Here is a 22,771-nt window from a genome sequence, read left to right as displayed (position 1 = left end):
ATGGTCAGCATCCCTTTTAGTGTTGATTGGGTCCAAAATTGATATGGAGTTAAGTTTATAATAGCAAATACATTAAGTAGTGCATACTTCACATTAATCTCAAATAAACCGTTTCTTTTTAACCCTGAAGCCTGTATCGATTCTGGATCACTCGTGCTCATCAAGCTTGTAATACTTGCACAAAGACTGACTTGTCGAAAGCCAGCAGCAACCCTGGCAGATATACATTACCTCTTCCCCTTCCCACTCTCCCTTTTTCTTAACCAATAGCCCAAAGCCGTCAATGTAAAAAAGCTGGAGGATACCCTCCAGCTCATTTGCCTGCCAAAAACAGTCCTAATTCTGATAACAGCGCACTTCCGACATATGTCCCCGTAAAGACAAACACAGCTACAATACCGACCTTCCAAGAGGTCTTGCGCAAATCGACTAAACGATCCACCACTGAGATTCCAGCAAAAGTCAGAATAGGAGTCGTAATGGAGAGAAAGTCAACATAGCCGATTGCCTCAACGAAGAAATCGAAACACATACAGAAAATGAGGGAAGTGACTGCGACCCAGCCAAGCATCGGGAATTCTTTCAGAAACTTTACCGGTGCTTTTTTCATTAAATCAGACAGCAGTACACCAATCATCGAAAATAACCATAATGTCAATAAGCCCATGATCGTCATCCATTCGACTGGTGTGGAGTCCGGATTCTTCAGCAGCTTGACTTGCTGGGTGAAGAGGATCAGGGCTGTACTAAGCAAAATGATAAGTCCGTATTTTACGTATTTATTCAGCTGCATGGACATCGGCTGGCACCTCCTGCTGTTTTTTCTTTTTTGTCAGCTTATTATAAAGAAAACGCTGCAGCGGTACAGCTAGGAACACCATCGTGAATGTGCCCAGGAAGCTTGTAAGTAATTGACTCGCAGCAGCATATCCAATAATGGTGCTTTCCATTTCAGGGACGCGCTCGATCAGTGTGGCGGATGAAGCCGTCATCATACTAGCAGAACCTACTCCGGATGCCATCGCCAACGCTTCGACGCGGAAGCCGATATCAAGCATGATTGGTGCAATCAGACTGAAGAAAATAGTTCCAAAAAGTGTTCCGATAATATAAAGAGACAGCACTCCCTGTCCTTCTTTTGATTCAAGTGTGTATTTTTCCGATATGTAAGCAAGCTCTCCTTCACGTCCAAGACCGAGCGTCGCCCCGATTGCTTCACGGCGCAACCCTATAAGCAGCGCCACAGGCAAACCTAATAACACCGTTCCGAGATTGCCGAGTTCTTGGGCGATGAATACCCAGCCGACGTTTAGGATTTCCCTTAACTGCGGAGCGACATCTGCCCCATACCTTGCCATCAGCGGCAGCATGATGAAAATAAGATACTTGCTGGAGAATTGTACGTTCGCCTTGCTGTATATTCTTTGGAGAAATCCTTTGCGAAAGATCGGCAAGCCGAGAACCATCGTTATCAAAATTGCAAAAGCAAGCGGCATCAAAGAAATGGAGAAAGTACCAAATGACAGGGATTGTGTCCCGATCATTTCTGCTGCGGTAATGACGATAAGTGCAAAGATAAGTAAAATAACATAATTACGCTTCAATCCCATGTTCCTCCTTCTCTTCCAAGATGTCTTGGATCAGCTTTGCATACTGCTCATAAGACCTTTTATACAGCTTGGTTTTGTCAATCTTGCCATTCATTTTATCCAGCACTTGGAATAGGAATCCTGGAAAGATATCATAGATATATTCCGGATCTATGTCGATGAAATCATCTCCATGAATCGTACCGGTAAAACCGCTGTAGCCGATCTGGATACATGGCATCATGAAAGATAGATCCCCGATATCGCCAGCAGCACTGATGCTGTTGTCCTCGAGAATCGCCTCGATTTGCTCATTCTCTTCATAAGCGGCTTTTACGAAGGTGGATAAATAACGTTCCTGCTGAAACGGCAGATATCCCATTTGTGTATCGATATCCACCTCACCCTGCAGCGCCATCGCACAGCCTTGCGCAGCCGCATCCAAACGTTTTGCGACAGCTTGCATATAGGGTATCGACAGTGTACGCAGATCGGTTCCTACCTTTATACGATTCGGTATGACATTCGTTGACATATCTGACTGCATCACAATCGGATTAAGCCGCACCTTTTCTTTTTCGTCGAGCTGCTGCCGACCTAGACTGATCGCCGTGTGGAACAGCGTGGACATATTGTAGGCATTAACGGATGAAAAAGGATCGAATCCAGCATGTGTCGATTTACCTTTAAAAGTGTATCGCTTATATAAAAAACCTGCTAAATCACAGTCAATCTCGATTGTCCTTTTCGTAAATTCCCCGCCTATGGCATGTACACAGATGCTTAAGTCGATATCATCGAAAATGCCCAGCTTCATCGCTTCCGGTTTTCCGCCGTAATGCGTGATGACCCCCTTCTCTATCAGTTCATCACGAAAGGTAAGATCCAGATACTCTTCGGCAGGAACGAAAATGAAACTGATGGTGTAATCGAACTGTTCATATACTTCCGTTTCGACTAGCTGCCGATAAAGCGCAAGTGCTATGGCAACTTGAGTGTAATGCCCGCAGTTATGCGCAGCACCGGTATCCGGATCCGCTCGGAAGTGTGTCGGCGCAAAGACGGCATCCAATTCGGCCACAAACGCCATATGCAGTTTTTTTCCTTCACCTAGCGTTGTCCGCAGTCCGGTAGTACTGAATTCCTGAATGGTACATTCCGGATTGCAGTCATTCAGATAGTCAATAACAATCTGTTTTGTGCGTTTCTCTTTATAACCCAATTCGGGATTGGCGTAAATGGACTCCCCCAATTTCTTGATTTGCTCGTAATGTGTACGCAACAGAAAAATCCGCCTCCATTCGATAAAAATTTTAATAATTAAGACTAATTTAACTATTATTATTGAAGAGAGTCAATAGAAAATACGTAATTCATTAGGTAAAAACCGAACTATAAAGTAGTATCAACCAAAAATATTTCGTTAATGTTCGGTTTTTGATTAATGTAGTTTTAGCCCAGGCTGAACACAGAGACTCCTCGAAAATAAAAAACACCGCAAAAGCCATAAGCTCTTGCAGTGTATGTCAAATAACGATATTAAAAATCTCCTTGTTTCACTCGCTTGATTAACTCTTCCAGCCATTGAATGGTATGTTCATTTCTGGTCGTCACATAGCTGCTGATAAAGTCAATGAACTGTTCTTTATCTGCATCCCTTTGGACAAGTTTATCGAATGCTTTGACTTGCTCCCAGCGATCTGTAATCTTTTCTAACTTATCTTCCAGGATACTGACAACTTTGCTGCGCTCGACATATTTGATGTTAGCCAGGCAAACGATCATATCACTTATCTTATCCGCGTTTTTCATGACTTTATAGATTTTTTTCGGCAGTTCTTCACGGCCCTTGGCTGTAATCTGGAATACTTGCTTATCGGGACGATGTTCTTCTTTGATGATTTCAACTGCCTCGATCAATCCTTGCTTTGCTAACGAATCAAAGTGATAGTACAGTTTGCTTTCTGTCAATCCGCCAAGCTTATCCAATGGGATTGGCTCTGATAACTGCTTTTTTAATTCATAAGGATACGTATTATCCTCCATCAATTTGCTGAGTATGAAAATTTGAATGGACATTCCCTTTGCTCCCTCAAGCAGAATGATCTTATTATACCAAATTTAGACTGTCACTTTAATAGCTTCCTCTCTTACATTTCCAGCTTCTTCAGCTTTCGGCTTATGAAGGAAAGCGACAATGATGATGTTAATCAGCATGGCTGCTGCTCCAACTGTAGCCATTGACCAAATGAACGGACTTGGACTTGTGCTTCCGAACAGGTTGGCAAAGTAGGCTTGCACAGAATAGTACATCGGTGAAATATGACTCATCCATTCATATGGCGCATACATCATCTCACGTGACATCGTAGCACCATTTGCCAATGTTTGCATCAACAAGACTGGCAAGTTAAGCAGCATACCGCCCTGACCAAGCAAGAAGATGAAAATGGCTGTGAAGTTGAAGCACACCATATAGTTCAAGATTTGCTGACCCAGCATACCGAAGTATACATCGCCGCCTGGATCATTCACCAAGTAAACGATTCCTGTCGCTACTAATCCGCCAAGTACCGCAATGATCAATGCAGTCAGTTGAACATACAGGAATAGACGCGCTCTGCTTGCTTTTCCTTTACTCTCTTTAAATGCACCTACTAATTGCATTGCACCAATCATTGCACCAACATAACCAGCCATTGTCAGGAACATAGGCAGCATGTTGTTATTCATACCATCTGGCATTTCATTGATAGTGACGATGTTTCCTTGATACGCCGTTTCAATCTTATCACTCAAAGCATCAGCTTGATCCTCCGGTACATTGAAGTTCATCAACACGCCCGCAGCAGTCTGCTTGGAGAACTGGGTACTCAATTGATCATTGATCTGACCTACGACCGAGCTCATCGTGGAAGAAACGGTAGTTGCTCCTGCTTCATTGATCGTAAAGTCGATACTGGAGGATGCTTCTCCGCTTTGTACATTTTCCGAGAAATTCTCAGGAATGTGAACGACCAATGCTAAGTCATTTTTCTCTAAATCCTTTAAAGCATCCTTATTCGTCAAATCTGTTTCAATATCTTTGAAAGGCAGCTTTTCAGATAGCTGGTCTGCGATGGTTGCACCGACTTCTCCAGCATCGTCATTGACGATCGCAACCTTTAATTGATCGACATTACCAGGAATTGCTGAATAACCAGGCAGGAAAATCCCAAGCATGAAGACCGCATATAAAATCCCCATGAAAATAGCTGCAATAGCACCTTTATTTTTCAAAAACTGACTAAATTTCATTTTTGCATCCTTCCTTAAATAAAATGATAAATTACTTTATTTTTAGTACTCAAATTAGAGTACTTTTGTTAGAGCACTTATCATTCTATTGTTCTTTCTGTCGAAAGTCAATAAGAGTTTTATTTATTCACAAAAAGTACAAAAAAGCCCTTATACGAGGAGCATATAAGGGCTTTCACTTATTCAATTATAATAACTGCTTTTGGCTTGCTTATTGTCTCGAACTTAAACCCTGGTTCACCGAAATACGGTATTCCATCCTTCCAAAAGAAACGCTGGATGCGAGCATGGCGATTGTGATCATATAACGGATTTCCTTCTATCTCTTTATATGATCTGGCGTGATAAACAAGCAAATCGAAGCCTTCTTCCGTCACGGTAAAGCTGTTATGGCCCGGTCCGTAAAGCCCGTTATTTTCTGAACTCGTCAGTACAGGGTCGGGTAGTTTCGTCCAAGAGGCCGGATCAAGCAGATCCGCATTTTCATCTGCATGTAACAGCCCCATCGCGTAGCGGTCATCCGTTGCGCTCGCAGAGAAAGTCAGGAATACTTTCCCGTGACGATGCAGGAAAGCCGGGCCTTCATTAACGTCAAAGCCTGCTCTTTCCCAATCATGCTCAGGCTTTGCAATCAGTACTTGCTCGCCTTTCAATCTCCAAGGAGTCTCCATTTCCGCGATATAAAGATTGGAAATCGTGTCATGCTCTGTTTTCTGGGCCCAGACCAGAAATCGCTTGCCTTGATGTTCGAATGTTGTTGCATCCAATGAAAAGCTTTGGAAATCGGTATTGATCGCTCCTTTTTCCGTCCATTCATCAAACAGCGGATCTCCTGTGCACTCCAGTACATATGGACGGATTGCCCAGACATCTTCTTTATCTCCCGCAGCAAAATGTATGTACCATTTTCCATCGATATGATGCAGCTCGGGCGCCCAAATATGCTCCGACAATATACCGGAAGCATGCGCCCTCCAAATTGTATGTTCCTCTGCCTCGCGCAGCCCTGCAAGCGTCTTGGAGCGACGCAGAACGATTCTGTCATACTGAGGAAAAGAGCCAGTGAAATAATAGAATCCATCTTCTGCTTTCAGAATATAGGGATCCGCACGCTGTTCGATGAACGGCTCTGGAAACTCTCCCATTTCAAACTCGCCTTGTATTTCGTAGGTTCCTGGCTTACTCGTATCCGGCATATCTGTCCACGACACCCGATAGTCTGCTTCCACATCCTCATTGATATAAACCGTTACCGTCTCCGGAAGCTTGACAATCTCTCCTTGCTTTGCATGAACTTCGACACGTTCGACATTCATCGTTTTCATCATATTCCCTCCAAATTAGTAAACGAATGGAAGCTCCTTTATGGAAGGCAGGACCAAGTCTGGTTTGATACTCGATATGTCCGCCTGCTCCTTTGTTGTATTTCCTGTCAGCACCAGTGCTGTTTTCAAACCAAACATGGCGCCCATGGCAATATCAGAAGTCAGGCTGTCCCCGACTATCATCGTTTTTTCTGGGTCGCTGGCTGCTTGCTGCATGACCTTCTGATACATGAAATGTGATGGTTTACCGACAATGATATCCGTCTTCTTGCCTGTTGACGCTTCGATGGCACCAATCAAGCCGCCTACATCCAGCTGCAAACCGTCTTTCCCCGGAAAAACAGGATCCTGATTGGTAGCAAGAATTCTGGCACCGTGCATGACAGCGCGGAAAGCTTGATTCAAATCATGATACGTCACACCAGTATGCAAGGATATGACCAGCCAATCAGCTTCCTCAGGTTTTGCCGCAAGCGTCAGACCCGCCTCTGCCAATTCTTCCCGCAGCCCCTCTTCGCCGAGTACCCAAACCGGCAGCTTCGGGTAGTGTGTCTGTAAATAATCGGCTGCAAGAAAAGAGGATAGAATGATATCCTCCTTCTCCCACCTGATACCCTGTTCCTGAAAATAAGCAGCTATCTGCTGGCGTGAATGGGTACCTCGATTGCTAAGCCCGATCACTCTTTTACCTGCTTCCTGCAGGGTGTGAATCGTCTCAGCGGCTCCATTAATCAATGTAAAATCTTTCCATACAGTACCGTCCAAATCAAATAGAATGCTATCCAATGCTTGATAATAAGTCATTCCTTCGCCTCCTTTCTTCGATTATACCTGCTGCCAACGATCCCCGTCAGGAGCTGGGCAGCGTTTATTTGGAAGGGAGGCTCGGAAAAGGACAAAACACCCACAGTGCATACATGTATGATCAGCCGTCAGTGATGGACACTCTGAACAGATCGTCAAACGAGATGTCACAGTATCTTCTTCAGCCAGCACTGGTTCCAATGCTAATTGATCCAGCACAAGTTCAGAGGCTTCCTCCGCTGTATAGTTTTTCTTTTGCAGACAAGTCCGGCAAGTCATCTGCTTCCGATCCGATCCTGCAACGGATAGCTGATCGTTTTGTTCTTAAATTGGTTGATAAGAAATAAGCCCGTACAGCGAGTCCGCAAATGATATGCTTCATTCAAGCTGTCCTGAACGAGCTCTGGCTGGATTCCGATTTCCTCGGCTGAAGCAGGTGCTCCTACCTGGTACAAATAATATCGCAGCGCTTCAGGTGTCGGCAGTGCGGCAATCTTGAGACGGATTTCTTCCCAATGCTCCTGTAAATTGGCAGCATATGTCCCGTGTGCTTCCGAGCTCTCGAACTGCTCTGCCCAGCTCTGGTACAATTCTGCAATGATTGCACAAGCCACACCGACTTTGGCTCCATGCAAAAGCTGACGTTTATCTGTCTCAAGCAAATGCATTTCCCAATAATGGGACAAATGATGCTCTGCTCCCGAAGCCGGACGGGAAAAGTCAAGTATTTGCATGACGATGCCAGACTCGATCAAAGCCTCCATCAAGATCCGTATGCCTGCTTCATCTGCTTTGGCTATTTCCTCAATATGATCGACGCAAGTATCAAGTGAATGCCGGGTCATCTTGGCTGCCAGCGCATTATACGGTTCTCCTCCGACTTTTGCGGATATTTCCCAGTCAAGCAGTGATGTGAATTTCCCCAAGATATCCCCAAAGCCAGCCGCAGTAAGGGGCCGAGGTGCTGCACACAATACATCCAAATCTGCAAACACTGCCACTGGGGCTGCTGTCTGGATCGTCTGCTTCACTCCCCGCAAAATCAAAGGTGCTCCTTTTGAAGTGAAGCCGTCGACGGATGCCGCTGTCGGAACAGCGACGAATGGAATGGAAAGCTTCTGACTGCAAAAGCGAGTGATGTCATGTATCGTCCCGGCCCCAACCGCCAGCAGGACATCTGTATCAATCGGCGTTTCAACGAGCACTTGCACAAGTGACGCTTCGTCGGCATTCACTTGACCATGATGATTTGCGAGAAGTTCGATGACATGAACATGTATGCTTTCTGCCTGGAGCAGCGCTGCCAGCTGATCACCTGCTGCAGCTTTCGTCTTTGCATCCACAATGAGAACAGCCCGACTCCAACTTTTCCCTTCCATATAAGTACTGATGGCTGCCAGTGCACCAGATTCCACTTCAAGCTGCGGAAACGCGTCTTGACTTATCCCGAATTCCTCTGCCAATGCAAGCATATCCGCTGATAACTGCATCAAGCACCCTCCTCGATGGTCAAAACTGTCACGCTCATCGGCGGCAAAGTGACGCTCAATCCGCCTTCCTGCTCAGTGAAAGTAGTGAAAGGCACCACTTTCACGTCCTCAGGCTGTTCAAACGTGTTTCGGGCATCTTTCTTGTCAGCCGTAAGGATCTTGCCGCTCACTGAACCCAATGCTGCACCGCGAATCTCGGTATTCACTTCCACCTCATTTGCGTGATCCAGATTACAAAAACTGATATGAATCTTGCCATCTTGCCCTCTCGATACAGAAGTACTGACAGCAGGGTATACCAGCTCCCCATGCTTAATCTCTTCCGATACGAGATGGGAGGAAAGACGTTCTGCATCCTGATGCACCTGGTACAAATCAAACACATGGTAAGTCGGTGTCTTGATCATGTCCTGCCCCTCAGTCAGGATCATCGCTTGCAGAACGTTGACTGTCTGGGCAATATTGGCCATTTTGACGCGATCGCTATGGTTGTTGAAAATATTAAGTGAAGCACCGGCAACAAGTGCATCACGGATTGTATTCTGCTGGTACAGGAAGCCTGGGTTGGTTCCTGGTTCAACGTCGAACCACGTCCCCCACTCATCAATGATCAATCCGACGCGTTTTTCGGGATCGTATTTATCCATGATGGTACCGTGCTTTTCAATCAGCTCCTCTATGAAAAGCGCCCGCTTCAATGTCAAATGCCATTCATCTTCGTTAAAATCGGTAGCAGAGCCTTTACCAAGCCAGAAATCACCCGGGATCGTATAATAATGCAGGCTCAATCCATCCATCAATGCAGCCGCTTCCTTCATCAGCGTATCCGTCCACTTATAATCATCGATATTGGCACCGCCGGCAATCTTATACAACTTATTATCGCCATAATTACGTACATATGTCTGATAGCGCCTGTACAGATCTGCATAGTATTCCGGGCGCATATTTCCGCCGCAGCCCCAGTTTTCATTGCCGACACCGAAGTACTTCAGCTTCCATGGCTCTTCTCTTCCATTCTCCTGACGCCAAGCCGTCATTGGCGATTCACCGTCGAATGTCATGTACTCAACCCATTCAGACATCTCCTGAACAGTCCCGCTGCCGACATTTCCACAAATATACGGCTCAGCTCCAAGCAGCTCGCAAAGCGTGAAGAATTCATGTGTGCCAAAGTGATTATTCTCCACGACTCCTCCCCAATGGGTATTCACCATCCGCTTGCGTTCCTCACGGGGGCCGATGCCATCCTTCCAATGATATTCATCGGCAAAACAGCCGCCCGGCCAGCGCAAAACAGGGATGTTCAGCTTTTGAAGAGCTTCGAGTACATCGTTGCGAATACCTTTTGTATTTGGAATCGAGGAATCCTCCCCAACCCAAATACCTTCATAAATCCCCCTGCCAAGATGCTCAGCGAAATGACCATATATATTTTTATTGATTTTTCCTTCTGTGACGTCTGCCTGAATGATCAATTTTGTCGACATGCTTTTCGCTCCAATCTATCAGAAATTTACTAACTAGCTAACTGTTCCTCCTGCTTCATTGTGCTGAACACCTTCATGCTCAGCCACATCCAGCCGAACGCACTGACGCTGAAACAGAAAAACACAAGCAGCACCGGCAAGCCGATACTATGGTACAAAAGCGCAAACAAGAGTACTGCGATTGACAGTGTCATATGGAATCTTGTCAGTCCAATGATGAATGCATTCCTGACAACCTGAAATGTACTTGCTTTATAATGCGCCAGCAGTGGAAAACTCCAAAATACGACTGTCAGAAAGCAGAAAATGAGCACATAGAAAAGGAAAGGAACCAAGAAGAACAACTGCCCATCTGCTTGCTTGATAAGCAAATAGTTGGTATACAGGATGAGACCCGCTCCCAAAAGCAGCCACCCAAGCTTGTTCGCTGACCAGAATTCCTGTTTGTACGCTTGACGGAACGTACGGTGCATCTTCACTTCCTCTCCATTCAAAAGCCGGCGGGACACTTGTAAAGCAGCCACCGTTGCCGGAGCTGCTCCGGCAACAACCAGGCCTAAGAGGCTGTATAACAGGAATAGTGCATTCAAGTAGGCAAAACGGGTGATCCACAAAAGAGACTTATCGAGATTTTTCATCGCTTTATTCAACATGTTCCTAACCCCTTTCTATCAAATGCAAGACTCAGCCTTTGACACCACCGACAGTCAATCCTGAAATGAAATAACGCTGGAAGAAAACGAATAGGATGACAATCGGAATGATCGTCATGACCGACCCCGCAATCAAAATGTCGTAGTTATTTCCGTACGGCGTCAAAAGCGTGGCCAATCCGAGTGGCAGGGTGAACATATCGTTCGATCGCAGTACGAGCAGCGGCCACAGGAAGTTATTCCAGCTGCCCAACCCTTGCAAAATCGCCATCGCTGCTAATGATGGTCCCATCAGCGGCAGCATGATTTTAAAGAAGATGCCATATTCGGTCGATCCATCGATTCGTGCTGCATCCATTAATTCCTTCGGCAGACCCAGTGCATATTGCCGGAAGAAGAACACTGCCACCGGGGCAACGACACCTGGCAAAATGACACCAAGATACGTATCGATGAGCATCATATCCATCATAAGGCGGAATAATGGCAGCATCAGAATTTCGAATGGCACCATCAAGATGAACACAACCGCCACGAAGAAGATGTTACTTCCTTTGAAGTCATACATCGCCAGCGCATATCCGACCATGGAAGAAAAGAACAAGGACAAGACAATCATCAAAGCTGAAATCCAAATACTGTTTCCGTACCATGTCCAATACTCTGGAGATTGCGTGAAAATGTACGTATAGTTGCTTAACGTCAATTCATCCCAAGGGAAGCTGAATGATATACCATTCCTCATCAGAGAGGAGGAAGGAATAAACGAAGAAAGCACCATGCTTATGATCGGGAAAAGCGCTATCAAGCTGACAAGGGCCATGACCACAGTTGCAATGACTCCAATGAGTCTGTTGTTGGACTTTTTCATCACCTATCCCCCTTCTTGAATGTACCAGTGGCAATCAAATAGATAATGCTGATGACGAAGATGATGAGCATCAATACGACGCCAAGAGCAGCACCGAAGCCCATATCGTTCTGCTGGATACCTTGCTGGTAAATATAAGCTGCAATCGACAAACCGATGTTACCCGGAGACCCGACAGCCCAGAACACATAGCTTTCTTCAAACATACGAAAGCCATTGATTATCGTAATCGTACTGACGAAAATGATGATTGGTTTCAGCATCGGCATCGTGATGAAACGGAAGCGCTGCCATCTCGTGGCACCATCGATTTCGGCTGCTTCGTACATCTCATCCGGTACATTCTGCAAAGCTGCCAGGAAGTACAGAATATTTACGCCGATCCAACGCCAGCAAGCAAGCAAAACCATCAGTCCAATAGCCGCCCATGGAGTAAACATCCATTTAAGCGGTTCAGAACCGAACAATCCAATGAGCTGGTTGGCCACTGCCCCTTGTTGCTCACTGAACATGAAACGGAAAATCATACCGCCGACAATTGTGGATGTAAGCGCCGGGATAAAGAGTGATGCACGGAAAAGTGTCCGAAATCTCACATGTTTCGAATTCAGGATCACCGCAAGCACCATCGGAACGATCGTCAGTATCAATACAGTAAGAACCACATAAGCAGTCGTATTGGAAACTGCCCTATAGAATGTTGGGTTGAACACACGTTCATAGTTGCTCATCCCAATGAATTCCACCTGTCCCGGAAGCACACTCTGGAAACTCATGATCACACCCTGGATAGCGGGGTATACGGTGAAAAGGAGCAGCGAAAGGACAAATGGCGATATGAAAACGAAAGGCACAACTTTCTTTGAGTTCAGGAACCGGACGAGTTTGTTTTGTTTCTTTCGTGCTCTCACCGGTGTCACTGGTGTAGCTGTATTCATCAAATCCCCCCTCGAGACTAGTTTTATTTAGCTTTACGCAGCCGGATAACATTCCAGGAAGTTTTATTCAGATGTATCTTCAGCCTGCCGTCTTCCAAGCTGGATTCCCCATTGTTATGCGGCGTGACACGTGCCGTATCCTTCGTATTGACAGCTTTCAAATCATGATGCTCAAGCACGATATGCTCTTGTAGTTCATAACCTTCAAAGCTCCGGACATCCACTTCCAGCGGAATTGCTTCTTCCAGATGCTTATTCACCAGGAAAACTGTAAGCATTTGTTCCTGCTCGTTATAAACAGCAGCACTGTCGATGTAAGGCACATCCGTGAAGTCCTTGCTGTCATACTTCGGAGAAGAAAGGATTGGCTGAAGGCTGATACCCCGGCCATAGACGGAGGCATGCAGATAAGGATAATAGATTGTCTGTTTCCAAGATTGCCCGTTGTTTTCCGTCATGATCGGTGCAATGACGTTCACTAGCTGCGCCATGCAGGCCATCTTCACACGATCAGCATGACGGAGCAAGGTGATAAGCATGCTTCCGACTAGCAGGGCATCTTCGAAGTTATAGACATCTTCCAGCTGCGGAGGTGCGACTGTCCATGGATCCAGTTTTTCATCCTGCTCTCTGGAGTGGTACCAGACGTTCCATTCGTCAAAGCTCAAATTGATTGTTTTCTTGCTGCGATGCTTGGCTTTGATGTAATCACAGGTAGAAGTTACGGTCTTGATAAAATGATCCATATCCATGTTCTTCGCCAAGTAGTTAGCCGGATCATTGGAGCTGTTGCCGTAATATTGGTGGAGCGAGATATAGTCCACTTCGTCATAGGCAATATCCAATGTCGTTGCTTCATACTCCGGGAAAGTCGGCATATCTGTATTTGAGCTGCCGCAGGCCACCAGTTCAATGCTCGGATCGACAAGCTTCATCGCTTTCCCTGTCTCTTTGGCGATTTTGCCGTATTCAGCTGCTGTCTTTTGCCCTACCTGCCATGGTCCATCCATTTCGTTACCCAAGCACCAGGTCTTAATGCTATGCGGCTGTTCATAACCATGCTCCCTGCGCAAATCACTCCAGTACGTTCCGCTCGGATGATTGGTATATTCAACCAGATTACGAGCAGCATCGATTCCTCTTGTACCAAGATTCACTGCCATCATGACATCTGCCTGCACTTTTTTGGCCCAATCGGCGAATTCGTTTGTCCCGATTTCATTGGGCTCGATCGTACGCCAAGCAAGTTCCAACCGTTTTGGACGCTTCTCCTTCGGTCCGACACCATCTTCCCAGTTATAAGCTGAAACCATATTACCGCCAGGATAACGCACGATTGGTACCTGCAGCTCTTTTACCAATTCGATGACATCCTTCCGAAAACCTTGCTCATCCGCTTCTGGATGACCTGGTTCATAGATACCGCCATAAACAGCCCTTCCTAAATGTTCAATAAACGAACCATAAATCCGCCTATCCACTTCGCTGATTTGATAGTTTTTGTCCAGTACCATTGTTGCTTGCAATTTATCTGCCATGTATCCCAACTCCTTTTTATTGATAACGCTTACAAAACGAAAGAAAAAAGAAGGCGACCTGCATCGCATCATGTACGAACATATTTAGAGTGGTGTTTCAAACATCCAAAATATGTACGTATAAGTTTATATGTTTAGTATAGTCAGATATCTTTATAAAAACAAGCGTTTTTTTGCGATAAAAGGAAATTTTAAAAAAGGAGCAGCGGTTGATCCGCTGCTCCCATACTTTATCCAACCTATTGCTTCATTGTGCTTTCAATCTTATCGGCAGCTTCTTTCATTGCTTCCTCAGGTGATTTGTCTTTCTGTCTCAATACCGAATCTGCTATGATCGTGTTATATTCGGTCGAGACATCCGGTGTATTCTCTGTAATATTGAGTGTGTTGATTTCATCCTTCACATCCAATAGCATATCGAATATGCCGTCGCCGAAGAATTGATAGTATTTGTTATCTTCCTTGACTGCTTCGCTTTCCCATACATCCCAGCGAGGCGGGTCGAACCCGAGAATCTTCCATAGATTAATGCTGCCCTCTTCCGAAAGCTTTGCATAAGCAAGGAATTCCTTCGCCAAATCCTTATCTTCCGCCTGGTTGGTTACGACTGTACCTGTTCCACCCATACCAGCGGAGCGCTTACCGCCTTCTTCCCATGCCGGAAGCGGCTTGATAGCTATCTTGCCTTCCATTTCAGGCATATTGTCAAGGAAACGCCCCATATACCATAGCGGAGCCAAGATGGCAGCAGATTTGCCTTCTGTGTAATATTTATAGAAATCTTCTGATTGGTTATTGCCACCAGGGGTCAGTTCAGCAATTTTTTCGGTATAAATAGCATCGTACAAGAATTGGAGTGTTTTTACATTTGTTTCGTTATCCAATGTCAAATTTCCTTCTGCATCAAAGAAGTCGGAATCCTGCTGGGAAACCATCGGCCATAAATCCATAAGGAAGTCAGCTGTACCAACATTCCACATCACTGCATCCGTTTTCTCCGTCACTTGTTTACCGGCTTCCACGAAATCATCCCATGTTTCGATGGAATCGATATCGACACCCGCCTGTTCCATGATTTCGGTATTATAATACATGACAGTTGCACCTACATGCGTAGGAATGCCATAGTAGTCTCCATCCTTGGCATAGAGCTCGAACCTCGCCTGAACGGAATCAGCCAATACCGGCTCAACATATTCATTCATTGGTTCCAATTGAGGCTCACCCTGCAGATAGTTAGGGAATTTGCTCAGTTCGATATCTGCAATGTCTGGTGCACCTTTACCAGACTGCAAACTCAACAATAGATTATTATGCATTTGATCAAATGGATAGGTTTCTGCAACAAGCTTAATCGGTCGATCAGGGTATTCTTCATTCCAGCGTTCTGCTGCATCTTTGAATAAATCCATATGCTGACCGACAAATGTCCAATAAGTCAATTCAGTTGCGTTCTCAAGATCTCCACCGACCACTTCTGTTTCATCCGCTTCGCTTCCTCCGCTACTGCCGCCTTTGCTGCAAGCTACCAACACGATGATCATCAAACCGATCATGAGCGTCTTCAAGATTTTCTTCATCAAAGCTCCCCCTCATTTTTTAAACTTTGAAAGCGTTTACTAAAGAGGTCATACCTCCCTTTCCGTTCAGCCAACTGGAGATCGGTCTGGATGATAGCGCATACATTTTTATGTCGGCCTATACGGTGTGTGTTATGTACATCGTATCACCGCTCCACTAATCAGTCAATAAGTTTCATTACATTAACTTAATAACTTATACGAACAAGGTTTAAAACAGAGAAAACATAACTAAAACTTGTTTAATAAGTTACAAAAATGGAGCTGACGTCATCAGCTCCATCTGCTTACTTTGTTTTTTCTAATGTCTCTTCTCCTATAGCTTGCGTCGACTGTCTTGTTACAAGTTTTATCGGAAATACAACACTATCGATGGCGGCCTCATAACCTTTACCTTGCCCGTTCTCAATTAAATCCAGGATCAGTTTTCCGGCTGCCCGGCCAAGCTCTGCTTTTGGATGTGCGACAGAAGTCAGCTTTACTTCAGATAATTCGGTCAGGAAGGAATCATCAAAGCCGACGATGGACATATCCTGTGGAATCTTGATATTACGTTCCCGGAGTACATTGATTAGCTTAATCGCCAGTTCATCGTTATAGCATACCAATCCAGTTGGCTTTGCGTCTGATTGATTCAATAAGGCTTCAAGCTCTTTTACAGGCTTCTCATGCTTCTCTTCCGTGCTGTAGGTTACAATATGATTTGGTGTGATTGGTACCTTGTATTCGCGATGAGCCTTCAAATAACCTTTCATCCGCAGCGTCCCTTGCATGTCATCCGTTTTGAAAAAACCGATGATATCCCGATGGCCTTGCTTGATTAGATGCTCTGTCTGAAGAAAAGCACCTTGTTCATCATCTACCAGCACCCGAAACGGCTCCAGTGCATCGTAGTACGCATTGATCATGATATACGGGATTTGCAAACGTTCGAGATTCAAGTAGTAGTTGATATTGGGATTTGCAGATGCACTTTTGGTCGGCTCGATGATAGCACCATCAAAACCAGTAGTTATGATTCGCTCCAAATACTCCCGTTCTTTCTCATGATCATTATTCGTATTGAACAGACTGACATTATAGCCATGATCACTCAAATAAGCTTCAGCACCGCGAATGATCGACGGAAAAATATAGTCGGAGATATAAGTCGTCACAATGGCGATATTCTTATTGGGCATCCCATTATGCTGCAGCTGCTGTTTTGACCGATCGGCACAGAATGTACCCGCTCCTTGTTCGCGATACAGCCATCCTTCTGTAACCAGTTCCCCAATCGCCAGCCGGACTGTATGACGGCTTACCTCGAATTGCTTCATCATTTCACTTTCGGACGGGATTTTTGCATGCGGCTCATACGTACCATCGAGGATTTTAGACTTGATTGCTTGCTTTACAATCCCATATTTTGTCTGCATAACTAACACCAGCTTCCTTGACATGTTCGTATAAGTTAGCATATCACAAGTTATGGGAGTGACGCACTATCTTGCTCGATATTATATTAGCCAGCCGTACAAATCCACTCATGCATTTTTTTGCTGTTACAGATATGGTACGATCAGAACGGAAACCATTAGTCCGTACATACAACCCTGTTCGCACAACCTAGAAATGAACCGGCAAAATACACCTGGAGGAAGACAACATGATAAAAAAATACGATGCTTTATTTTTCGACGTAGACAACACCATCCTGGACTTTACCAAAACTGAACAAGAAGCTCTTCCGCTTTTGTTCCAGCAGCACGGCTTGCCAATAGATGAAGCTGCCATGACTGCTTACCGCACCATCAATCAGCGGCTGTGGCATTCTTTTGAAAAAGGGGAAATCGACCGCGATACTGTCGTCCGTTCCAGATTTACAGAGTTTTCTGCGCTGTATGGCCGCCAAGTGGAAGGAGCTGATCTGGACACTGCCTATCGGGAACTTTTGGCACAGGGAAGACATATGATAGCTGGTGCGGCTGAGGTATTGGATAAACTGTCCAACCACTATCCATTGTATATTGTGACAAACGGCGTTTCAGAGACACAATTTCGACGGCTGAAAGCTACTGGATTGTTTCCTTACTTCCAATCCGTATTCGTTTCAGAAGATACCGGCTTCCAAAAACCAATGTCTGGGTTCTTTGATTACGTGTTTGAACGCGTTCCCGGAATCGAACCGGGTCGTTCGTTGATCATCGGGGATTCCTTGGTAGCCGATATCCAAGGCGGAAATATGGCAGGTATGGACACATGCTGGTTCAACCCTAGCAGACTTCCGAACCATCTGCCGCTTACACCGGATTATGAAATCACTAAGTTGGAAGAATTGCTGGATATATTGAAATACTAGATGTACATCCTTTTAGTTACTATATAATCGAAAGTGAACCGAAAATAGTGTGGTTCAAATGGGACATGTTCTTGCACCCTTTTTTGAACCTTCTTTCGATAATATAGGTAAGCATTGTAATTTAAACTGATTCACAAAAAAGATGCGCCAAAAAGCGCATCTTCAAACTTTTTTATCTTGCATATAGCTTTCTACATAATCAGTGAATTGACGTAAAGCAAAGAATTGTTCATGTCTCTCCAATTTGGAAAACATCCACGAGTTCCTGGTGATTTTATTGCCCTCTTTATCTTGTATCGGAAGCTTATAAACTTCACTATGATTTCGCACCACTAAACCTGGAAGAATCGAGAAACCTAAGTTATTTGAAATCATGTCCAGACAAGTGTCTGCACGATCGACTTCCATTATGACCTGAGGGGCTGCAGTGAAATGCTCATACCACCATTTATCTATCATATTCTTCAGTTTAGTATCCGTCTTATAGCTGATCATTGGCAGCTCCGGTAAAGCATCGATGCTGATAGGTTTGCTCGAGGCAACCACCATATCCTCCTCAAAGAGAAGCTGCTTCACGCTCTATATTGTGGGAGTGATCACTGCTTTACCAGTTATGTTTGACTTGCTCGATGTGGATATGGCACTTGATTTACGCATATTCGAGATTCCTTTGGCGGTTATTGTACATAATGGAAACCAAATGTATAGAGGCATTACAATATGGGGTATTCTATCCGTTGGTGTCCTAGGTGGCATTTTAAACTACGCTCTATTCCTTTTGCTAAACAGGAAACATGCATAATCTGCAATAACCTAAAAGGCTTGCTTTACCCTTACAGTGGGTACGGCAAGCCTTCAATATGTTCATTGAGGATTATGATTGTTCTTCGATGGAGTGTTCCCAATTTACAGCGAGTAAAATGAGCAAATAGCCAATTTTTACTTCCACACTACTTGGTTCCACTGCAGTTCTTTCCGGAATTGCTTCAAGTTTGTATCATTATCGATTGTCACGCATTCAATCCCGATCATTTCAGCAAAGTCTTCGAGCTGCTCTGCTGTGAGCGCAAATGTAAGGGCGGTATGGTGAGCCCCGCCGGCATAGATCCAGGCTTCTGTCGCTTCACTCAAGGATGGCTGCGGCTTCCATAGCACTTTGGCGACCGGTAAATTCGGTGTGTCTTTTTCCGCTTCCACTGCATCTACTTTATTGACGACCATGCGGAAGCGGCCGCCAAGCTCGATGATGGAAACATTGATTGCCTCACCAGCAATGCCATCGAATACAATTCGCGCCGGATCCTCCTTACCGCCGATACCAAGCGGATGCACCTGGATGGACGGGCGGTTGGCCGCCACAGTCGGGCAAACCTCCAGCATGTGGGATCCCAATATCAATTCGTTGCCTTCTTCCAAATGATATGTGTAATCCTCCATGAAGGACGTCTTCTCATTGTTCGCCATTGCTTTCAGCAAACGTACAAGTGCCGCAGTTCGCCAGTCCCCTTCTCCGGCAAAACCATAGCCCTGCGCCATCAAGTGCTGGACAGCAAGACCCGGCAACTGTTTCATGCCATGCAAGTCCTCGAAGTTCGTGCTGAATGCCTGATAGCCGCCACGATCCAAGAAACGTTTCAATGCTACTTCGATTCGGGCTTGTTCCTGGATGGAAGCAAGCTGATCCTCATCTGTTGGCAGGTCGTATACTTCTTTGTATGCTGTTACGGTGTCCTCTACATCTGCGTCGGAAACTTCCTTCATCTCGGCGACCAGATCTCCAATGCCGTAATAATCGACAGTCCAGCCGAACTTTATTTGGGCTTCTACCTTGTCACCATCTGTAACCGCTACAGTTCGCATATTATCCCCAAAACGCGCTACCTTGATCTGCTGGCTTTCATTGAAACCAACAGCAGTCGTCATCCAGTCCGCAATACGCTTTTGCACTTGCCTGTTGCCCCAATACCCGACAATCACTTTCCTGGCTTTATTTAGTCTCGTTCCCATAAAACCATATTCCCGATCGCCATGGGCAGATTGGTTGAGGTTCATGAAATCCATATCAATGGAATCCCATGGCACATCCCGATTGTACTGCGTATGCAAATGCAAAAGCGGTTTCTGCAATGCCTTCAGTCCGCCTATCCACATTTTTGCAGGCGAGAATGTGTGCATCCAAGTGATCAAACCGGCACATTCCGGGTCGGCATTCGCCTCCAAACTAACCCGATGGATATCGGCTGCATTGGTAAGCACTTCCTTGAAAGTGATCGGAAACGGCAGTGTACCTTGCGCATTCAGCTTGTTAATGAGATCCTCTGAATTTCCTTGGACTTGATTAAGCGTTTCTTCCCCGTATAAGTGCTGACTTCCTGTCACGAACCAAAACACATATGGCTTTACTTGCAGCATGCTAGCTCCCCCTTATTACTGTAGTGTCAATTTCCTTTCAGATTGCGAGCGGATTGCTTTCAGCCGTTTCATTACGTCGTTATCTCCCCGGCCGAAATAGTCGTGCAGTTTGTTGTACTCCTGATAAAGCAATTCGTAGATCTCGACATTCTCCGGTATCGGCTGAATGACTTCTTCCTTTACCCGAGCCATATTTTCCGCAGCATCCAGGATGCTGTCATATCCCCCGACCTCTGCACCAGCAGCCACGGCACCGAACATCGCAGCACCGACAGCTGGTGTTTGTATCGAATCCGCAATATAGATTGGCCGGTTCGTTACATCTGCAAAAATCTGCATGAGCAGTTTATTCTTCTGCGGCAGACCACCACATGCATAAAGCTCCTCAACCGCAACTCCGTTTTGATGGAAAGCGTCGACAATTTTACGAGTGCCAAATGCTGTTGCTTCCAGCAAGGCACGATACACTTCCTCCGGCTTGGTCGCCAGCGTCAGCCCAAGCACCATTCCGCTCAATTCCGTATCAACCAGTACCGAACGATTGCCGTTCATCCAATCAAGCGCCAATAACCCAGTCTCTCCCGGACGATAAGCATGAGCACGTTCCTCCAGCCACTGATGGACATTTTTCCCGGCAGCTTCTGCCTGACGATGAACATAAGCAGGGACCTGCTCCTCCACGAACCAGCCAAAAATATCACCAACAGCAGACTGACCTGCTTCATAGCCATAGTAGCCTTCGATAATGCCATCCTCGACCACTCCGCACATTCCCTCGACTGTCCGCTCTTCTGTCCCAAGCAGCATATGACAGATGGACGTCCCCATTGCCATCACCATTTTTCCAGGTGTCACTACCCCCATCGCCGGTACGGCTGCATGGGCGTCGACATTTCCGACTGCAATTGCCATACCTGGAGACAGATTCATGGCAGCTGCAAATTCAGCCTGCAGTTCACCAGCCTTCGTCCCGAGTGGATAAACATCTCCACGCAATTTTGTATCTGCCAGATCCCGCATCGCAGGGTGCAAACTACCGAAGAAGTCAGCGGACGGATAGCCATCCCGCTTATGCCAAATCGCTTTATATCCTGCCGTACAGCTATTTCTTTTCAGCTCTCCTGTCAGCTGGGAAATGACCCAGTCGGTAGCCTCGATAAACTGATCGGCCGCTTTATAGATCTCCGGAGCTTCATCAACGATCTGCCATATTTTCGGAATCATCCACTCTGAGGAAATTTTTCCGCCATAGCGAGCAAGGAAAGCCTCTCCCCGTTCCCCGGCAAGTTCATTCAGTTTGTTTGCTTCTTCCTGTGCAGCATGATGTTTCCAAAGCTTCACCCAGCTGTGCGGATTATCACGGAATGCCGGATCAAAGCATAATGGTTCCAGATTTTCATCCACTGGCAAAATCGTACAAGCAGTGAAGTCGATACCGAGTCCGATTACATCTGTCGGATCCACCCCGGCAGTCTGCATGACTGCGGGAACAGACTGCCGCAAAACATCCAGATAATCCATCGGATGCTGCAGCGCCCATTCATAGCCTAAAGCTTTATCCAGATGTGGCAGTTTCACATCCATGACACCATGTTGGTATTCGGTCACATGCTCCGCCATTTCCATTCCATCTTGCAGCCGGACGAGCACCGCTCTGCCAGACTGTGTCCCATAATCAATTCCAATCGTAAATTTATCCTTCCCCATGGAATCCTCCTCCTAAGTCGTCTGGCCGTAGTATGCGTCAGCCCCGTGTTTTCGCAAATAATGCTTATCCAGCAGCTGCTGGTCCATATCCTCTACATGCTGATCCAGCTGGTATGAGAGATGTGCCATCTTTGCTACTTCTTCCAGCACAACAGCGTTATGTACCGCTTCGGCTGGTGTCTTGCCCCAATTGAAAGGTGCATGCTTATGCACGAGGACACTAGGCACTTGATTCGGATCAATCCCCTTTGTCCGGAAAGTCTCCACAATCACGTTGCCGGTCTCAAGCTCATAGTCCTTCTGGATCTCTTGTCCGGTCATAGGCCGGGTGCAGGGAATCGTTCCATAAAAGTAGTCCGCATGAGTTGTTCCCAACGCAGCTACTCCTTTGCCGGATTGCGCAAAAGATGTCGCCCATGTAGAATGCGTATGGACAATCCCGCCAATATCTTCAAAATGCTTATACAGCACCAAATGCGTCGCTGTGTCTGATGATGGCTTCAAATCTCCTTCGACCACTTCGCCCTCCAAGTTGACAACCACCATGTCCTTTACCGTCAGCTTCTCATACACCACTCCGCTAGGTTTGATCACCACCAAGCCGGCATCCCTGTTGATACCGCTTACATTTCCCCACGTAAAAGTAACCAGCTTATGTTTAGGGAGATCCAAATTCGCTTGCAGCACCTGTTCTTTTAATTCTTCCAGCATCAGGCTCACCTCTTCTTGTACGTAT

The 22,771-nt window shown here is 45.8% G+C and carries 21 protein-coding genes; 1 reads left to right on the top strand and 20 read right to left on the bottom strand.

The features are described from left to right. Positions 1–313: 313 nt before the first annotated feature. From BLQ53_RS10380 to BLQ53_RS10305, 16 genes are all read right to left on the bottom strand, one after another. Complete coding sequence (locus BLQ53_RS10380) at positions 314–799, bottom strand: hypothetical protein (RefSeq protein WP_093727243.1); 486 nt, start codon at positions 797–799, stop codon at positions 314–316. Continuing rightward, positions 780–1,610: a DUF3100 domain-containing protein gene (locus tag BLQ53_RS10375; protein WP_093727242.1), complete on the bottom strand. Its 831-nt coding sequence runs from the start codon at positions 1,608–1,610 to the stop codon at positions 780–782. Before BLQ53_RS10375 ends, BLQ53_RS10380 begins: the two co-directional genes overlap by 20 nt. Next, a complete protein-coding gene (locus BLQ53_RS10370) occupies positions 1,594–2,871 on the bottom strand; it encodes a M20/M25/M40 family metallo-hydrolase (RefSeq protein ID WP_244499324.1) in 1,278 nt (425 codons plus the stop codon). The genes BLQ53_RS10375 and BLQ53_RS10370 overlap by 17 nt, the downstream gene beginning before the upstream one ends. A gap of 257 nt (positions 2,872–3,128) precedes the next feature. Then, complete coding sequence (locus tag BLQ53_RS10365) at positions 3,129–3,668, bottom strand: PadR family transcriptional regulator (protein WP_093727240.1); 540 nt, start codon at positions 3,666–3,668, stop codon at positions 3,129–3,131. A 42-nt stretch (positions 3,669–3,710) separates the two neighbouring features. Beyond that, on the bottom strand, positions 3,711–4,886 hold the full coding sequence (locus BLQ53_RS10360) for a YhgE/Pip domain-containing protein (protein WP_093727239.1): 1,176 nt from the start codon (positions 4,884–4,886) through the stop codon (positions 3,711–3,713). 179 nt (positions 4,887–5,065) lie between these two features. Next, positions 5,066–6,211 (bottom strand): family 43 glycosylhydrolase, encoded by a 1,146-nt coding sequence (locus BLQ53_RS10355; RefSeq protein WP_093727238.1) that lies wholly within the window; start codon positions 6,209–6,211, stop codon positions 5,066–5,068. Positions 6,212–6,226: 15 nt separating this feature from the next. Next, the gene (locus tag BLQ53_RS10350; protein WP_093727237.1) at positions 6,227–7,015 is read right to left on the bottom strand and encodes an HAD-IIA family hydrolase; all 789 of its coding nucleotides are present in this window, start codon (positions 7,013–7,015) and stop codon (positions 6,227–6,229) included. A 21-nt stretch (positions 7,016–7,036) separates the two neighbouring features. Further along, on the bottom strand, positions 7,037–7,294 hold the full coding sequence (locus tag BLQ53_RS10345; protein WP_093727236.1) for a DUF6171 family protein: 258 nt from the start codon (positions 7,292–7,294) through the stop codon (positions 7,037–7,039). After that, the gene (locus BLQ53_RS10340; protein ID WP_093727235.1) at positions 7,291–8,505 is read right to left on the bottom strand and encodes a sn-glycerol-1-phosphate dehydrogenase; all 1,215 of its coding nucleotides are present in this window, start codon (positions 8,503–8,505) and stop codon (positions 7,291–7,293) included. The genes BLQ53_RS10345 and BLQ53_RS10340 overlap by 4 nt, the downstream gene beginning before the upstream one ends. After that, complete coding sequence (locus BLQ53_RS10335) at positions 8,505–9,995, bottom strand: alpha-N-arabinofuranosidase (RefSeq protein ID WP_093727234.1); 1,491 nt, start codon at positions 9,993–9,995, stop codon at positions 8,505–8,507. The genes BLQ53_RS10340 and BLQ53_RS10335 overlap by 1 nt, the downstream gene beginning before the upstream one ends. Positions 9,996–10,024: 29 nt before the next feature. Beyond that, positions 10,025–10,648 (bottom strand): YesL family protein, encoded by a 624-nt coding sequence (locus BLQ53_RS10330; protein ID WP_093727233.1) that lies wholly within the window; start codon positions 10,646–10,648, stop codon positions 10,025–10,027. Positions 10,649–10,679: 31 nt separating this feature from the next. After that, entirely contained in the window at positions 10,680–11,519 is an 840-nt protein-coding gene (locus BLQ53_RS10325; RefSeq protein WP_093727232.1) for a carbohydrate ABC transporter permease, read from the bottom strand. Continuing rightward, positions 11,519–12,457 carry a carbohydrate ABC transporter permease gene (locus BLQ53_RS10320; protein ID WP_093727231.1) on the bottom strand — a complete coding sequence of 313 codons (939 nt, stop codon included), beginning with the start codon at positions 12,455–12,457 and terminating at the stop codon, positions 11,519–11,521. Before BLQ53_RS10320 ends, BLQ53_RS10325 begins: the two co-directional genes overlap by 1 nt. A 23-nt stretch (positions 12,458–12,480) precedes the next feature. After that, entirely contained in the window at positions 12,481–13,995 is a 1,515-nt protein-coding gene (gene arfA, locus BLQ53_RS10315) for an arabinosylfuranosidase ArfA (RefSeq protein ID WP_093727230.1), read from the bottom strand. A gap of 239 nt (positions 13,996–14,234) precedes the next feature. After that, positions 14,235–15,575 (bottom strand): ABC transporter substrate-binding protein, encoded by a 1,341-nt coding sequence (locus BLQ53_RS10310; protein WP_093727229.1) that lies wholly within the window; start codon positions 15,573–15,575, stop codon positions 14,235–14,237. A 287-nt stretch (positions 15,576–15,862) separates the two neighbouring features. After that, positions 15,863–16,993: a GntR family transcriptional regulator gene (locus BLQ53_RS10305; protein ID WP_093727228.1), complete on the bottom strand. Its 1,131-nt coding sequence runs from the start codon at positions 16,991–16,993 to the stop codon at positions 15,863–15,865. A 233-nt stretch (positions 16,994–17,226) separates the two neighbouring features. Between BLQ53_RS10305 and BLQ53_RS10300 the strand changes: the two genes are divergently transcribed. Next, complete coding sequence (locus tag BLQ53_RS10300; RefSeq protein WP_093727383.1) at positions 17,227–17,916, top strand: YjjG family noncanonical pyrimidine nucleotidase; 690 nt, start codon at positions 17,227–17,229, stop codon at positions 17,914–17,916. A gap of 162 nt (positions 17,917–18,078) precedes the next feature. On the opposite strand, the gene BLQ53_RS10295 is transcribed toward BLQ53_RS10300, so the two are convergent. From BLQ53_RS10295 to araD, 4 genes are all read right to left on the bottom strand, one after another. Then, complete coding sequence (locus BLQ53_RS10295; RefSeq protein ID WP_093727227.1) at positions 18,079–18,465, bottom strand: LysR substrate-binding domain-containing protein; 387 nt, start codon at positions 18,463–18,465, stop codon at positions 18,079–18,081. Between the two features lie 390 nt (positions 18,466–18,855). Then, a complete protein-coding gene (araA, locus tag BLQ53_RS10285) occupies positions 18,856–20,328 on the bottom strand; it encodes an L-arabinose isomerase (RefSeq protein ID WP_093727225.1) in 1,473 nt (490 codons plus the stop codon). A 15-nt stretch (positions 20,329–20,343) separates the two neighbouring features. Continuing rightward, complete coding sequence (locus BLQ53_RS10280; protein ID WP_093727224.1) at positions 20,344–22,035, bottom strand: ribulokinase; 1,692 nt, start codon at positions 22,033–22,035, stop codon at positions 20,344–20,346. Between the two features lie 12 nt (positions 22,036–22,047). Beyond that, positions 22,048–22,746 carry an L-ribulose-5-phosphate 4-epimerase gene (araD, locus tag BLQ53_RS10275; RefSeq protein WP_093727223.1) on the bottom strand — a complete coding sequence of 233 codons (699 nt, stop codon included), beginning with the start codon at positions 22,744–22,746 and terminating at the stop codon, positions 22,048–22,050. Between the last annotated feature and the right edge of the window lie 25 nt (positions 22,747–22,771).

The organism is Terribacillus halophilus (assembly GCF_900101385.1).
Lineage (GTDB): Bacteria > Bacillota > Bacilli > Bacillales > Amphibacillaceae > Terribacillus > Terribacillus halophilus.
This window is presented reverse-complemented; position numbering and strand designations above follow the sequence as displayed.

Coding starts and splice junctions, on each gene's coding strand:
- araA (WP_093727225.1), bottom strand. CDS start 20,328: ATGCTGCAAGTAAAGCCATATGTGTTTTGGTTCGTGACAGGAAGTCAG.
- BLQ53_RS10335 (WP_093727234.1), bottom strand. CDS start 9,995: ATGTCGACAAAATTGATCATTCAGGCAGACGTCACAGAAGGAAAAATC.
- BLQ53_RS10330 (WP_093727233.1), bottom strand. CDS start 10,648: ATGTTGAATAAAGCGATGAAAAATCTCGATAAGTCTCTTTTGTGGATC.
- BLQ53_RS10325 (WP_093727232.1), bottom strand. CDS start 11,519: ATGAAAAAGTCCAACAACAGACTCATTGGAGTCATTGCAACTGTGGTC.
- BLQ53_RS10280 (WP_093727224.1), bottom strand. CDS start 22,035: ATGGGGAAGGATAAATTTACGATTGGAATTGATTATGGGACACAGTCT.
- BLQ53_RS10305 (WP_093727228.1), bottom strand. CDS start 16,993: ATGCAGACAAAATATGGGATTGTAAAGCAAGCAATCAAGTCTAAAATC.
- BLQ53_RS10375 (WP_093727242.1), bottom strand. CDS start 1,610: ATGGGATTGAAGCGTAATTATGTTATTTTACTTATCTTTGCACTTATC.
- BLQ53_RS10310 (WP_093727229.1), bottom strand. CDS start 15,575: ATGAAGAAAATCTTGAAGACGCTCATGATCGGTTTGATGATCATCGTG.
- BLQ53_RS10380 (WP_093727243.1), bottom strand. CDS start 799: ATGTCCATGCAGCTGAATAAATACGTAAAATACGGACTTATCATTTTG.
- BLQ53_RS10365 (WP_093727240.1), bottom strand. CDS start 3,668: ATGTCCATTCAAATTTTCATACTCAGCAAATTGATGGAGGATAATACG.
- araD (WP_093727223.1), bottom strand. CDS start 22,746: ATGCTGGAAGAATTAAAAGAACAGGTGCTGCAAGCGAATTTGGATCTC.
- BLQ53_RS10345 (WP_093727236.1), bottom strand. CDS start 7,294: ATGACTTGCCGGACTTGTCTGCAAAAGAAAAACTATACAGCGGAGGAA.
- BLQ53_RS10320 (WP_093727231.1), bottom strand. CDS start 12,457: ATGAATACAGCTACACCAGTGACACCGGTGAGAGCACGAAAGAAACAA.
- BLQ53_RS10340 (WP_093727235.1), bottom strand. CDS start 8,505: ATGCAGTTATCAGCGGATATGCTTGCATTGGCAGAGGAATTCGGGATA.
- arfA (WP_093727230.1), bottom strand. CDS start 13,995: ATGGCAGATAAATTGCAAGCAACAATGGTACTGGACAAAAACTATCAA.
- BLQ53_RS10355 (WP_093727238.1), bottom strand. CDS start 6,211: ATGAAAACGATGAATGTCGAACGTGTCGAAGTTCATGCAAAGCAAGGA.
- BLQ53_RS10295 (WP_093727227.1), bottom strand. CDS start 18,465: ATGGTGGTTGCCTCGAGCAAACCTATCAGCATCGATGCTTTACCGGAG.
- BLQ53_RS10360 (WP_093727239.1), bottom strand. CDS start 4,886: ATGAAATTTAGTCAGTTTTTGAAAAATAAAGGTGCTATTGCAGCTATT.
- BLQ53_RS10350 (WP_093727237.1), bottom strand. CDS start 7,015: ATGACTTATTATCAAGCATTGGATAGCATTCTATTTGATTTGGACGGT.